The 15,276-nt window shown below is 43.6% G+C and carries 11 protein-coding genes; all 11 read left to right on the forward strand.

What is annotated here, in order from left to right; all coding sequences use genetic code 11:
- The first annotated feature begins 86 nt into the window (after positions 1 to 86).
- The 11 genes from J2Z69_RS03075 to J2Z69_RS03125 all read left to right on the forward strand — a co-directional run bounded on the left by J2Z69_RS03075 (position 87) and on the right by J2Z69_RS03125 (position 15,163).
- The gene (locus J2Z69_RS03075) at positions 87 to 479 is read left to right on the forward strand and encodes a hypothetical protein (protein WP_209859035.1); all 393 of its coding nucleotides are present in this window, start codon (positions 87 to 89) and stop codon (positions 477 to 479) included.
- A gap of 250 nt (positions 480 to 729) precedes the next feature.
- Entirely contained in the window at positions 730 to 2,154 is a 1,425-nt protein-coding gene (gene leuC, locus J2Z69_RS03080) for a 3-isopropylmalate dehydratase large subunit (RefSeq protein ID WP_209859037.1), read from the forward strand.
- A gap of 28 nt (positions 2,155 to 2,182) precedes the next feature.
- The gene (gene leuD / locus J2Z69_RS03085; RefSeq protein WP_209859039.1) at positions 2,183 to 2,785 is read left to right on the forward strand and encodes a 3-isopropylmalate dehydratase small subunit; all 603 of its coding nucleotides are present in this window, start codon (positions 2,183 to 2,185) and stop codon (positions 2,783 to 2,785) included.
- Between the two features lie 260 nt (positions 2,786 to 3,045).
- Positions 3,046 to 4,542, forward strand: coding sequence for an N-acetylmuramoyl-L-alanine amidase family protein (locus J2Z69_RS03090; RefSeq protein ID WP_209859041.1), 1,497 nt, complete (start codon positions 3,046 to 3,048; stop codon positions 4,540 to 4,542).
- 39 nt (positions 4,543 to 4,581) lie between these two features.
- A complete protein-coding gene (locus tag J2Z69_RS03095) occupies positions 4,582 to 5,223 on the forward strand; it encodes a GerMN domain-containing protein (RefSeq protein WP_209859043.1) in 642 nt (213 codons plus the stop codon).
- Between the two features lie 311 nt (positions 5,224 to 5,534).
- A complete protein-coding gene (locus J2Z69_RS03100; RefSeq protein ID WP_209859045.1) occupies positions 5,535 to 6,908 on the forward strand; it encodes an N-acetylmuramoyl-L-alanine amidase family protein in 1,374 nt (457 codons plus the stop codon).
- A gap of 26 nt (positions 6,909 to 6,934) precedes the next feature.
- Positions 6,935 to 7,552 (forward strand): GerMN domain-containing protein, encoded by a 618-nt coding sequence (locus J2Z69_RS03105; protein ID WP_209859047.1) that lies wholly within the window; start codon positions 6,935 to 6,937, stop codon positions 7,550 to 7,552.
- Positions 7,553 to 7,617: 65 nt separating this feature from the next.
- The gene (locus J2Z69_RS03110) at positions 7,618 to 10,341 is read left to right on the forward strand and encodes an S-layer homology domain-containing protein (RefSeq protein WP_209859049.1); all 2,724 of its coding nucleotides are present in this window, start codon (positions 7,618 to 7,620) and stop codon (positions 10,339 to 10,341) included.
- Between the two features lie 75 nt (positions 10,342 to 10,416).
- Complete coding sequence (nth, locus tag J2Z69_RS03115) at positions 10,417 to 11,088, forward strand: endonuclease III (protein WP_209859051.1); 672 nt, start codon at positions 10,417 to 10,419, stop codon at positions 11,086 to 11,088.
- Positions 11,089 to 11,119: 31 nt separating this feature from the next.
- Positions 11,120 to 11,401, forward strand: a complete 282-nt coding sequence (locus J2Z69_RS03120) for an NAD/NADP transhydrogenase alpha subunit (protein WP_209859053.1) — start codon at positions 11,120 to 11,122, stop codon at positions 11,399 to 11,401.
- 135 nt (positions 11,402 to 11,536) lie between these two features.
- Positions 11,537 to 15,163, forward strand: coding sequence for a dynamin family protein (locus J2Z69_RS03125; RefSeq protein ID WP_209859054.1), 3,627 nt, complete (start codon positions 11,537 to 11,539; stop codon positions 15,161 to 15,163).
- The last annotated feature ends 113 nt before the right edge of the window (positions 15,164 to 15,276 follow it).

A 15,276-nucleotide genomic window follows, 5' to 3' on the forward strand; every position in this document is an offset into this window, starting at 1 on the left:
AATGCTCAGATTAAGGGCCTCCACTTCATTTATGATGTAAGCGGAGGCCCTTAATGTATTTTACAATGTTAAAAAAGAGGTGCCCCATGATTAATGAACAACAATTCCGGGAGCGTTATGAACTTATTGTGGGAAGTTTGCAGACACTAGTCGATGAGCATTCCAGCTTGCAGTACATTCAAGAATCGATGTCCATTGTAGATGGAGGTGCGTTTCAATGGTCAGCCCTTCCTCCTGATTCAAAGCGAATGCAGTTAAGTATATCTAAAGAGTATCAAGAACTCACCCAAGCCGTTAGACTTGTACTTGAGGAGAACGAGTGTGAATGTCTAGAAGAATTTGATCTTTCATGTCAGGCCGTCTTGGATTTCATTATGCAGCGTAACATATGTCTAGAATCTCAGACCGAAGATGCTTTAATAGTCGTGAAAATGGAGATAAATCAGCAACAGCATTTTTTTCGTGAATTTGCCATGTGATTTTCCATCTAATATGAACGTAATAGTTTTGGAGCGAAGTACAGATCTTGCTATCTGTACTTTTTTTGCCCTTTTTTTCTTATAGTACATCGTATTGTTTATAGGTCTAACCTATTACTATTATAGATTTTATATCTTGGATCAATCAGAGCGGGGGTGGTATAGTGAATTCAACGCACGAAGGACGGGATATAGGGATCCGGAAGCTCCTTCGTCAGCAAGTTATAATCTGCCAGATGGGGTGAAGGATATGAGTAAACAAAGAACGATGTATGAGAAAATTTGGGATAACCATGTGATTCATCAAGAAGAAGGAAAGCCGAGCATTCTTTATATTGATCTGCATTTGGTTCACGAAGTTACGTCTCCGCAGGCTTTTGAAGGACTTCGTCTCAGTGGGCGCAAGGTACGCAGACCTGAGCTAACTTTTGCTACTATGGATCATAATGTTCCGACGAAAGACCGTTTTAACATTACCGATCCGATTTCCAAACAACAAATCGATACCCTTTCTCAGAACTGTCATGATTTTGGGGTAACCTTGTTCGATCTGAATACGATTGATCAAGGCGTTGTACACGTAATGGGACCTGAGCTTGGACTGACGCATCCCGGCAAAACTATTGTTTGCGGCGATAGCCATACTTCCACACACGGTGCTTTTGGTGCTCTAGCATTTGGTATTGGAACCAGTGAAGTGGAGCATGTCATGGCAACCCAATGTTTACAGCAAGCCAAAGCTAAGACGCTCGAAATTCGCTTTATCGGTTCACGTAATCCAGGAGTTACGGCAAAGGATTTAATTTTGGGTGTTATTGCTAAATACGGTACGGACTTTGCTACCGGTTATGTTATTGAATATACCGGAGAAGCGATTCGTGAGCTGTCCATGGAAGAGCGTATGACGGTCTGCAATATGTCCATTGAAGGCGGAGCAAGAGCGGGACTCATTGCACCAGACGATACAACGTTTAACTATTTGCGTGGAAGACAGTATGTACCGCAGGGTGAAGCTTTTGATCAGACGGTTGAGACCTGGAAAGAACTTACAACAGATGATGGCGCACAGTTTGACTGGGTGCTAGAGTTTGATGTAGATACTCTGATTCCTCAAGTTACTTGGGGCACAAGTCCAGGGATGGGAACGAACATTAATGCTCAGGTTCCTAATCCAGCGGATTTTGAATCGGACAATGAGCGTAAAGCGGCTGAAAAGGCGATCGAATATATGGGACTTGTCCCAGGAACACCGATTAATGAAATTGAAATCGATTATGTATTCATTGGTTCTTGTACAAATGGGCGGATTGAAGATCTGCGTGCAGCAGCGCAAGTGGCTAAAGGGCACACCGTATCTGACAAAGTCACGGCAATTGTGGTACCGGGTTCTGGTCGCGTGAAGATTCAAGCTGAAGAAGAAGGTCTGGATAAAATATTTACAGAAGCAGGTTTTGAATGGCGCGAAGCTGGATGTAGTATGTGCCTAGCCATGAACCCTGATGTACTTCAACCGGGTCAACGCTGCGCTTCTACCTCTAACCGTAATTTTGAAGGTCGCCAAGGACGTGGTGGACGTACTCACTTGGTATCGCCAGCGATGGCAGCAGCGGCGGCGGTTAAAGGTCATTTTGTTGATGTACGTGACTGGAATTTCAAGACCGAAGCGGTTAGTTAATTACAACCATTAGAGGGGAGATATACCGATGCAAGCATTTACTAAATTAACAGGAATCGTAGGTCCAGTGGACCGTGTAAACGTCGATACAGATGCCATTATTCCTAAGCAATTCCTCAAGAGAATCGAACGTACGGGCTTTGGTCAATTTTTGTTCTTTGAATGGCGCTTCGATGAACAGGGTGTTGTAAATCCGGAGTTTGAATTAAATAAACCTCGTTACGAAGGGGCTTCTGTTTTGATTTCCCGAGTGAACTTTGGCTGCGGATCTTCTAGAGAACATGCACCTTGGGCCATTATGGATTATGGCTTCCGTTGTGTAATCGCACCTTCTTTTGCCGACATCTTTTACAATAACTGTTTCAAGAATGGGATTTTGCCGATTGTGCTCTCCGAGGAACAGGTAGAAGACTTGTTCCAACGTACGGCAAATCATGATCTATACACACTTCATGTGGATCTTGAGAACAAGACAATTACGGATGAATATGGACTTAATATTCAGTTTGATCTGGATGAGCATCGCCGTCAATTCTTGTTGCAGGGACTAGATGACATTGGACTCACACTTCAACATGAAGATGAAATAACAGCATTTGAACAGAAGAGAGCAGCTAGCGCGCTAGCATAGCATTTGCTTACAATATAAGAATGAAGTACCTTTAGGCCATTTGGCTTAAAGGTATTTTTTTTATGATGAAATGAAGAGATAGGTACATAAATCTCTCTTTTCAATCTATGAATTGGTAATTTTTCCTGCTAAGATGGTAGTAATTCGCAACTTTTGATAGATTTTGACGTCTAGCATTATAAGGTTAGGTCAGATGTCCATAAGTCGAAGCAGAAGTAAAATCTATTAAATTCCGTGTACCGGAATGGCAGGGGTGTTCAATGAAAAAGCTAGTATTCGGATTGCTGCTTGTATTGTTTTTGTGGGCAATTCCAGGGCATATGGAGGCGGCAGGGTCAGGTACGCATATTAACTTAGATGGTCAAGAAGTGAAGTTAACGCAAGATACCCAAGTGCAGACGGTTCAAGATACCATCATGGTTCCTTTGCGAGTGATTGTGGAGCAGTTAGGTTATGACGTGAATTGGGATAGCAAGACAAGTTCGGTAACGATTGAGCAAGCAGGAAATACACTAAAGCTAACAGTTAATAAGAAGTCAGCCACCGTGAACGGCCAGAAGGTTACTTTACGTACAGCACCATTATTAAAAGGAAATACTACATATGTCCCCTTACGTTTTGTGTCGGAACAAACTGGAGTGAAGGTAGTATGGGACGAGTCTTCTAAGACGGCCTTTCTCACTTCTGTCACGCAAACTGGCGAAAGTGGGGGTAAAGGAACAACTACCAATAGCGGGAATACAAGCGGAGGAGATACAGAGGGGAATGTAGTTATTCCTCCGGTAGCAGGGGGCAACGGATCCGGCACATCAACAGGGACGGGAACCTCAGTAAGCTCCAAACTTGCTTCAATCGGGGGAATAAGCTTTAGTGATAATCGACTGGTGATTGCTGTAGATGGCAAGACCACACCAAAGACCTCTATACTCACCAATCCTAATCGCATTGTCGTGGATATTCCAAATACCAAATTCTCTGACCTCTTCCTAGCTTCTCAAGCTTTGGATATAGCAGGTCAAGGTATATTACCTGTTATAGGGTATCCTGATCTATCGCAGGTACGCTTTTCTTTGTTCAATTCAAGTCCTTCCACCGTAAGGATTGTGCTGGATTTGAATTACAGTAAAAATTTTGAACTTACAAATGCAGGGGATGGGTTAATCGTTGTCGATCTTAACAAAGATTCTTCCACAACTCCTGTGGTTCCACCGGGCGGAAATGGCAAAAAGTTAGTTGTTCTGGATGCTGGACATGGGGGTAAAGATTCAGGGGCCATCAGTATAACAGGGCGATATGAGAAAAACTTCAATTTAGCCGTAATTCTAAAAGTAGCGGATCTCTTGAAGAAACAATCCGATATCGATTTTGTATTAACTCGCAGTGATGATTCCTTCCCGAGCTTACAAGATCGCGCTAAAATTGCTAATGATCTACATGCGGATGTATTCATATCGGTTCACGGGAATAGCGGTTCTCCAGCTGCTACAGGTTCTGAGACTTACTATACGCGCAGCGATAGTGCTCCATTAGCCAACATTATGCATAAGTACTTAACAAAGGCTACAGGACTTCCTGACCGCAGAGTGAACTCCAAGAGTCTTCATGTAACTAGAGAGACCAAAATGCCTGCTGTACTTCTTGAAGTAGGCTATCTAAGTAACAAGAGAGACGAAGGGCTTATGTACGATGATGCATTCCAACAACGTGTTGCTGAAGGCATTGTTGCAGGTATTAAGGAATATTTGGGTATAAGATAAGTAGAGTTAATAGAACTTATAGAATTTAGGGGGGATCGTATGAACAAAAAAATGGGGTTGGCCACGTTGATATTACTAACAACACTCACCGTCTCAGGATGCGGACAAAAGCCAAAAGAAGCTGCACCCGCTCCGAATAATGAAGTCACTCAAGCCCAAGGTGAGGCTCCTGTAACACCACAGAAGGAACCTGAAGTCCCCATTACACCGGAAGTGCCTTCTACAACACCTGTGAAGACGCCATCGACGACTTCTAGTGATAAAGATACACCAACGACCAATGAAGTCCAAAAAAAGACATTGTCTATTCAGGTATATTATACGGACGATCAAATGATGGAACTTAAAGAAGCAAAGCGTGAAATTTCTTACGAAGATAGTCATGAGAAATACGAAGCTGCTTTTAAAGCTCTTCAAACTAGCGGAGATGCAAAACTATTTTCTCTGTGGGAGAAAATTAAGTTAAAATCCTTGAAATTTAAGAGTGGAGAATTAACACTGGATATTCATATCCCAGATGAGGCCCGGTTAGGTGCGGGTGGAGAATCCTATGCGCTGGATTCACTGCGTAAGACTTATTTCCAGTTTGATGAGATCAAATCTATTGAATTGTTAGTCGATGGCGCACAAGTAGATTCTTTAATGGGACATGCAGATCTGGACCATCCTTTAAAAAGATAGAGTGTGCTCCTCCTAATCATATTTTTATTCATGATTATAGTTATTCGCTCAAAGCATACCTCGTTTTCCAACTCTTTGGAGAACGGGGTATTTTTTTATATATTCATATAAAAGAGAAATCTTAGATAGAGCTATAGGAGCAACTTAGGTTCATTAAAATGGATGAGATTTGGAAGATCTGCCAATAAAATTGGTAACTATTCGCAACTTTTATGGATAAGCCACGTCTAATAAAGGTCTAATGGTGTCGAAAAAAATAATATTTTGTTATTTTCATCATGGATAAAAAAAAGAGAATGGAAGGGTGAAGAATGAAAAAAGTTGGATGGTTGGTAGGTTTGTTCCTCTTTTTATGGGCTTTCCCGGGAATGGGACACGCAGCAGCAGGCGGCACTCATATTTATTTGGATGGGAAAGAATTGAATCTTTCTAAAAATGGTCAGGTTCAAGAAGTAAAAGGGAGTATAATGATTCCCATTCGTGTCGTCATGGAGGAACTAGGATTTCAAGTCAGCTGGGAGAAGACGGGTACGATCCATATAAAAGATTCGAACACTACGATTCAATTAAACGTGAATAGTAAAATAGCTAAGGTCAATGGCAAACAGGTGTCTATCCTTGCTGCTCCCTATCTTAAAGGGGATACGTCCATGGTTCCTCTTCGTTTTATCAGTGAACAGATGGGAATTCAGGTGAGCTGGGTACAGAAAACCCAATCGGTATACCTTGTAACACCAGACGGCAATAAGCCGGGTGGAAATGATGGTAATGGTCTGTCATCCATCACCGGAATTAGTTTTAGTGACAATCGCTTATTGATCTCAGTACATGGTAAAGTAACTCCGAATGTGTTCAAAATGACGGGCCCTAATCGCATTGTGGTGGATATCCCTAATACGAATTTTGGTTCTACATTCCCTTCGGGTATGCTGGATAGTCATCAGAGTGGACAAATTTCAGTGACAGGATATCCTGATTTATCGAAAGTCAGATATTCCTTATATAATGATGCTCCATCTACCGTTCGGATCGTTCTAGATTTGAACTATGCCAAAAATTATGGAGTAACTAACGCTGGAGATGGATTGCTCATCATCGATTTGAACAAGGAAGATACGTCAACTCCAACGAAGCCCCCGGGGTCAAGTGGGAAGAAGTTAGTTGTGCTAGATGCGGGTCACGGTGGGTCAGATCCTGGCGCCATTAGTGTGACGAGCAGAAAAGAAAAAGACTTTAATCTGGCTGTTGTGCTCAAAGTAGAACAGTTGCTTAAAAATAATTCAGGTATTGATCTCGTACTTACTCGTAGTTCAGATACATACCCTTCGCTTAAAGATCGGGTCAAGATTGCGGAGAATCTGAAGGCGGATATCTTCATTTCCGTGCATGCGAATAGCGGTTCTGCTGTAGCCAGCGGAGTAGAGACTTATTATTCAAGAGATTCTAGCATTCCTCTTGCTAAAATTATGCATAAGTATTTAGTGAAGTCCTCCGGTCTTACCGATCGTAAAGTTCGTTATTCCAGTCTTCACGTAACTAGGGAGACAACTATGCCTGCAGTACTGCTTGAATGTGGCTACTTAAGTAATAAGAACGATGCGGCTCTTTTATATACGAATGATTTTCAAAATCGTGTAGCTGAAGGTATTGTTATGGGAATTAAAGAGTATCTTGGCGTAAAATAATCATCGCTTATGAAGGAGTGAAGATGATGTCAAAACGTATGTGGATTGTAGCACTTTTAGTGGTTGTCGTTATGATTAATGCAGGCTGTGGTCAAAAACCAACTGCTCAGCCTCAAGGTTCTGGAACCCAACAGGAGAATCAGACGCCTCCTACTACAGGCAGTACGGACACTGGTACAACTGGTTCTGCTCCTAGTGAGAACCCTTCAAAAAAACCTTCTGAAGATTCAAAAGAACCTGAAGCGAAGACGTTATCCATTGATGCCTACTTTACAGATGATCAAATGATGGAATTAAAAAAAGAACAGAAGAGCATCAGATATACCTCTGACAAGGACAAATACAAGGCTGCATATGCAGCCCTCCAAGTCAGTGGAAATGAGAAGTTGTTCGCCTTGTGGGGCAAAATTCATCTGCTCTCCTCGGAGCTTAAGGATGGAAAGCTTACCTTAGACATGCATATGCCAGATGAAGCTAGACTTGGAGCTGGTGGTGAATCGTTTGCATTGCAGGCATTAACGAAGACGATGTTCCAATTCGAAGAGGTCAAAAGCATTGAACTTCTAGCAACGGGGAATCAGGTGGACAGTCTAATGGGACATGTCGAACTGGAACATCCGATAACCAGAAATTCGTCATTCTAAGAGGAGATCTCCCATCAACTGTCGAATATCAGGTATGGAATATTTATGCAAAAGGGGAGAAATCAATGTCTTATAAAAGAAGTTATATGCGTCAAACCCAAAAAGCGATGTCTGCTATGTTAGTGACAGCTATAAGTTTGAGTGGGGGAACAGCTGCCTTTGCTGCTACATCAACTACACCTGTGACTACTGCGGTGCCTAATACTACTGTATCTACAGGCATATTCACTGACGTTACAAATGGCTATTGGGCAGAGAAGCATATTTATAAATTAGCTGCTCAAGGAATCATTCTAGGAGATAAGGGAAAGTTCAGACCAAACGATAACATTACACAACAAGAGGCTGTAGCGCTCGCTATTCGATTTATGAATGCGGGAAGCAAGCTTCCAGCGACACCTAGTGTTCCGGACAAGCTTAAGACAGGCGTCTATTTTAAACCTTATGTCGCGTTGGCTCTAGAGCTGAAGCTACTTGATTCTACAGAAGAACTCGCTGCTACCTCTGCCAAAGATAATTGGGGAGAGAAAAAAGCATCACGGGAATGGATCGCTAAAATTCTTGTGCGGGCTTTGGGCAAAGATGCAGATGCAAAAGCTGCTGCAACTAAACAGACAACGTTCGCAGATAATAATAAAATCTCTGTGGGTGCTAAAGGTGCAGTCAATGTTGCAGTAGACTTAGGTCTGGCTAAAGGGGTAGAAGGCAATCGTTTTGATCCTTTAGGTTTAGTAACTCGTGCTCAAATTGCAGCCTTCTTCGGTAGAGGCCAAGCCTATGTGAATCCGGGTTATGCTAATGTGTATGAAGGAATCGTTACAGCACTTAGCAACAATCAAATTACATTGTATATCGATGGCAAGTCACGAAGTTTTGTAGTTGATAATCGAAGTGTAGTGTATTCTTCGGATGCTGATACCAAGAAGAACATAAACGATATCAAATTATATACAAAAGTTGTGGCCATTGATAAGACAGGGTCTGCCGCATATATCGAAGTGACGGATTCCACACCGCAACTCGAAAGTATTCAAGGCACATTTGCTAAAACGACAGGGAATAACACGATCTGGTTAAGCACAAATACAGGTTATGTATCTTACGGTTATGATGAGGGCACTACATTCTTGGATCAGAATGGTAAATCGATTGGGTCACAGGCTTTAACAGCGGATAGTACGGTTGAAATCCAGAGAGAAACGTACTCTCCTGCGAAAAGAACGATCTCTATTAAAGTGAAGTCGGGCTTAGTGACTAAAGAAGGAACAGGAACAATTCAATCTTTGGATAATAATACTCTCATCGTCAAAGATACTGCCGGATTAGTTGAACAGTTCAAAGTAGATCCGAATGTATTGGTTAGATACCAGAACCAAATCATCAGTCTTAGTGAACTTAAGGCGGGTGCTGCGATTAAATATTCAATTAAGAATAGCGTAATTACCAGCATAGAGGTAACCCAAAGTGTGGAACGCACATTCAAGGCTCAACTGATTGATATTGGAGCGGGGAACAAATTAGTAACCTACAAAAAAACGGATGGTACACTTGAGAGTAAACTATTAGCAGATAAGGCTTCCATTGCTGTCGATGGAATTGTAGATGCGGGACTTAATGATCTCATTGCAGATGTAAGCGGTGGAGACCAAGTGCAGATTACATTGGATGCTGGAGAAAAGGTCAATCGAATTCAAGTAATAGGTAGACAATCCGAACAATTGTCTGATCTAACCGTAGTTTCTTATGACAGTGCACTTAAGGCTCTTACGCTTGTAGATGCCAATAAAAAACTTCAAGTATATGCACTAGATGAAAAAACAAAGCTTGATTATAATTCATCTGCACCTACCTTAACGGGGATGGAGAGTCTGTTAACTAAGGGGCGCAAAATTAGTTTGAATCACATCGGGAATCGAATTCTCTCCTTACAAGTGGTGTATAAATATGAGGGTACATTTGTATCCGCAAATGCAACTGCAAAAACAATTACTTTGCAAATGTCAGGTGGAAAAACAGTAGTTGTGAATTATACGGGTACTCAACCATCTATAGAATTGTATGGCAAGGCAAGTCCGTCCCTAAATGATATCAAAGTGGGGGATGCGGTAACGGCCATCCTGACTGCCAATCAAGATGCACTTCAGACGTTAGCCGTGACGACACCTATACAATTTGAGGTTATATCTGTGGATTCAAACAACAGCCGAATTCGTGCGGAATCTTCAGGGATTACGGATGAAATCTACGTGGACAAAGCGACTTTATTAGGAGCTAGTGGCGGGGTGCTTCGCCTCACAGACATTACGGCGGGACAATTTCTAAATGTGGTATTTCAAGGCCGGACGGCTATAAGTGTTCAAGCAGTGAAGCTTACGCTAGGCAAAGTACAATCGGTTGATGGCTCCTCAGTAACTATCAAAGATTTTACAGGGAACACCACGTCCTTCCCGGTAACGGCTGGAATAAAAGTAGTTAAAGCTGGGGCTACAAGCACGAATGCATCTACTCTAACTGCATCGGATCATGTTGAAGTTCGTAAAGATCAGAATGGTCAACTTGTGTTCACCGTGCTGTCCACTTTACTACGTCCCTTCAATTATTATGATAGCAGCACGAAAGAAATGTTCGTAAAAAGGGACTTCAATGATACCCAATATCGGTTCAGTTTGTCACTTGACGCATATATTCACCAAGGTGACACTACTTTAACCGTGCAATCCCTCAAAGAAAATGATAATATTGTATTGTATTTCAACAGAGGTAAATTAGTTGAGATCGAAAAACAATAATTATTTTCTGAGATGACCGTCTTGATGCGGGCTTCAGTCCCGTATCAAGACTTTTTTGTGCCGGGAGGGACAAACATGAATTCGGCGACAGTACGTCATATGTTGGATGCGATGGGAGCAATGTTCCCTGATGCTCATTGCGAGCTTCATCATAGCAATGCCTTTGAACTTACAATTGCGGTCCTTCTCTCCGCACAGTGTACCGATGCTACCGTGAATAAAGTGACCATAGACTTATTCAAGAAATATAAGACACCACAGGATTATGTCGCAGTTCCGTTAGAGGAATTAGAACAAGATATTCGGCGCATTGGTTTGTTTCGTAATAAAGCCAAACATATTCATAATCTTTGTCTTTTATTGCTAGAGAAGTATCAGGGTCAAATTCCTTCCGAGCATGACCAGTTAGTTCTCTTACCAGGTGTGGGGCGCAAAACTGCGAATGTCGTAGTCTCTAATGCTTTTGGTGTGCCTGCTATAGCCGTGGATACTCATGTAGAGCGTGTCAGCAAAAGATTAGGACTTGCAGGATGGAAGGATTCGGTTCTAGAAGTTGAGAGGAAATTGATGAAGAAAGTGCCTAAAGACGAATGGACACTTACCCATCATCGCATGATTTTTTTTGGTCGGTACCACTGCAAGGCGCAGTCCCCTCAATGCCAAGTCTGTCCCCTGCTTGATGTATGTAGGGAAGGACGCAAGCGTATGAAAACTGCCCAGCTTAGAGAACATAGAGAAGTAAAGTAAACTAGATATTGATAGTAGAGGATGAGATTGCATGAAATGTATTTCCGTGTACACAGACAATTTTGAAGTATTTTCCGACGTATTTGAAGAAGTAATTGAGATTAATCTGGGTGAGAATGATGAGCGTGAACTACAAGGTATTACCGTGAGTGATTCTGGCGAAGTTCCTGAACATTATCTTGAACGGATGGCAAAAAAACCTGAAGTTGTGGTAATGAGAGATAAAAAAAGAAATATCACTATTTTGCAACATGGCAAAGTATTTGAAATTTTGATTCCTACCGAAGATCAAGAAGTAGTAATTACAGGTTAATTTAAATATAAGTACAATAAAACCGGAGGTCCTCCGGTTTTATTTTTTTGTCGTAAAAAGTATTCAAGGAATGATAGAATATAGATGTTTTATACGAAATCCATAGGTATGCAGTGAAGGAGGGACTTTGGAACGATGGAAGCGTTTGCTAATACATTACATGATAAGCTGCATGCATTAGAGCAGTATCTACATAAAGAGGGCGATCAAGTCGCAGCTGAGCAAGTAGGAGAACTTAGGGCCAAAGAAGAAATACAGGAACTTACTATTGGATTCTGTGGACATTTTTCCGCGGGAAAGTCTAGTCTAATCAACGAACTGTGTGCAGCTCAGGTTCTGCCTTCAAGTCCGCTGCCTACAAGTGCAAATGCTGTATTTTTGCGAAATGGGGAACGACGAGTTGTCCTTACATCCACGGGAGAACATCAAGAGCCAACAGCGGTAGAGATTTCCCCAGATGAGTTAGAAGATTATTGTAAAAACGGTCAAGATTTCAGCCGCATCGAAGTGTGGGATGACATTCCCCTGCTCCATAATGGAGGTGTCTTCCTAGACACACCTGGCGTCGATTCTAACGATGCTGGGCATGCTTTGGCAACGGAATCTGCGCTGCATCTAGCGGACGTTGTTTTTTATGTGATGGATTATAATCATGTACAGTCTGAGACGAATCTAACCTTTGCTAAAAGTCTATCCGATTGGGGGAAGCCGCTCTATCTGGTGGTGAATCAAATTGATAAGCATCGGGAACAAGAAATATCTTTCACAGACTATCAACACTCTGTTGAGCAAGCTTTTGAAGTTTGGCAGGTCAAACCAGCGGGAATTATTTATTTAAGTCTGAAGCAGGCGGATCATCCACGAAATGAATTGCCTGAACTGAAACGAGTGCTAGGTCAACTGCTAGAGAGATCCTCAGTTTTGTTAGAGTATAGCTTGAACTGTTCGGCGGAACATGCTGGAATCGTTCATGTACAGCAATTCGAACAAGGTCTTCAAGAAGAGAAGGAAGACCTATTAGTTCAGATCGGCGGAGAAGATGCCGCTGTGCAATGGGAAGAAGATATTGCTGCATTGGAACGTGAAGCTACGGAAAATGATAGCTTGCCGGACAGACTGCAAACGGATTTTGCAAAAGAGCTGGACAAGTTACTTGGCAGTGCGCAGTTAATGACTCCTCCTTTGCGCGAGGCAGCGGCCCAGTATCTGGAGAGTCGTAGCCCAAACTTCAAAATGGGATTTTTATTTGCGGGAGGGAAGACTGAAGCCGAGAAGAAGCGCAGAGAGCAAGAATTGTACGCCAAGTTGATCGAACAAGTAGAAGCACAGGTCGATTGGCATGTCCGGGATTTATTAAGAAAGCTTGGTCAATCTCAGGATGTATGGAGTTCGGCTTGGGAGACGAAAATTGGCGAGGCGCTCCCTCAACCAGAGCTTAGCTGGATTAGCGCTCCCGTGAAAGCTGGAGCTACGGTATCCGGCGAGACTACACTTCATTATGCCAGCGATGTGAAAGCTGGCATTGTTCTTGTATACAGGCGAGCGGCCGTCGCGCTCGCAGCAGCGTTGCTGGGGGAATTAGCTCCCCAGCAAGAGAGCGTGCGCCGCGAACTCGCGAAGCGGCGCAGTGCCTTGCAGGCACGCGCCGAACTCGTGGCGCGGCTGCGCGGCCTTGCGCGCGATATCGCGTCGCGCGCAGAGACCATGCGGGCGCTGCTAGGCGCGCCCGCCACCCTCACCCCCGGCGTATTGCCGGAGGTGAGGGCCCTTGCCGCGGCGCCTGCACCGGCCGCGGCAAGCTTGGCGCCGCAGGCGCCCGTGGCACGCGAAGCCGTGCACGCGCCTGCGGCGGAGGCCGCCGCGCCAATTCGGCGGCGGCTGGATCAAGCGGCCGCCGTGCTGGAAGCAGCGGCCGCAGAGCTTGCGCCGTACCCGCCATTTGAGGCGGGACGGCAGGGCTTAACCGCGCGCGCGGATACGCTGCGCCGCGGTAAGTTCACCATCGCGCTGTTCGGTGCCTTCAGCGCTGGCAAATCTTCTTTCGCGAATGCCCTACTAGGGCAGCGCGTACTGCCCGTGTCGCCGCATCCGACTACGGCAGCAATCAACCGTATCATGGCGCCCGAAGGGGAATATAACCATGGTACAGCCGTGGTTAGTTTGAAGACAGCAGCTGCGATGGAAGAGGACCTCGCTTATTCGTTCAGTGTACTCCAGCTTGGTGAGTTTAAAGTCCACACTTGGCTTGATACAATCAGCAAAGTAAAAGTACAGGATATTCCCTCTTCAGGCAGATCACATTATAGCTTTTTGAAAGCTGCTGCGATGGGCTGGACAAGTGAGTCTCCAAGATTAGGCTCGTCTATCGTTACTGGATTAGATGAATTTTCAAGTTATGTTGCTCAAGAGAACTTAGCATGCTTTGTAGCCGGAATCGATTTGTATTATAGCTGTCCTTGGACAGAACAAGGGATTGTACTCGTAGACACGCCAGGCGCAGATTCAATTCATGCTCGGCATACCGGCGTCACTTTTCAGTATATGAAAAATTCAGATGCCTTATTGTATGTAACCTACTATAATCATGCATTCTCACGCGCAGATCGGCAGTTTCTAGCTCAGCTCGGCCGGGTGAAAGGGAACTTTGCGCTCGATAAAATGTTCTTCCTTGTCAATGCCGCAGATTTGGCAGCATCCGAAGAAGAACTTCATCAGGTTATTGACCATGTAGGCTCCAGTCTGAGAACCGCAGGTATCCATCAACCTCAAATTTTCGGAGTCTCTAGCTTACATGCTTTAGAAGCGAAGCTTTCGGGTGAAGCTTCTGAGGCTGGATTTGCTTCATTTGAGAAGACGTTTAGTACATTTATAGGTTCAGACTTGAGCGCACTTGCTATAGGATCGGCAGCCGAAGAAGTACATCAAATAGGACTTCGTATTGAGCAGCGGATCAGTTCACTATCCCAGAGTGGGCAAGAGAGAGCCGCTTTACAGCAGCGAATTCCTGAGGAAAAAATCAGGATTCAGCAGGCCTTTGCACAATTGCGAGACAAGGATTTGGGCTTAGAAATGTCACAAGAGACAGAAGAGCTATTATTTCATGTTCGGCAGCGGCTGCGCTTAACGGGGAATGAATTGTTCCGTGAATTTTTCCACCCTTCCCTATTACAAGATTCCGGCGGAGATTTGAAGCGGAGATTTGCGGTATCTGTACATGATTGGACGGCTCAAATGTCTGGCGAGCTGGAACGAGAATTACAAGCGACTTCGTTTCGGTTAGAAAAGAAATCTTCCTCGTTACTAGAGCGTGAACTTCAGCTCTGGATAGAGAAACAGCGGGGATATAATTTTGGTCCACAGCTGTATGCTCCGCAACCCCTTGGATGGGATACGCCAGAAATTGGCGAAGGGTTACTTAGTCATGCTTTACCTTGGAAAGAGTACTGGGGTTATTTCAAAAATCCGAAGTTCTTTTTTGAAGGTCCAGGTAAGGAACAGCTCCGTGAAGCACTTGAAGGCCCTATGGAAAATCTAATCAGAGAAGCCGTCGAAGCCATTGCAGAGCGATTTGTGAACTATTATAGAGAAGGTACTGCTCATCGTCTGCGTGTTGTAATTAAAAGCTTTGAGCAACAGTGGAGTGAGTGGGCTAATGAACAATTAGAAGTCACTTCAGCTTCTGAACTTGATGCCATGAGAGATCTTGTCAATACAATGAAGACCCATGAAGCCGAAGTCCAAAATCTTGCTCTGCATGATTAAGGAACGAAATAAGGATAGCAGTGATGTTCGAGTTATATTTTGCATACAAATTCTAGAAAGAAAATGTTAGTCCTCTGTTTCAATAGGAAATCATTGGGTAATATGGTTGTGAA

The organism is Paenibacillus shirakamiensis (assembly GCF_017874255.1).
Lineage (GTDB): Bacteria > Bacillota > Bacilli > Paenibacillales > Paenibacillaceae > Fontibacillus > Fontibacillus shirakamiensis.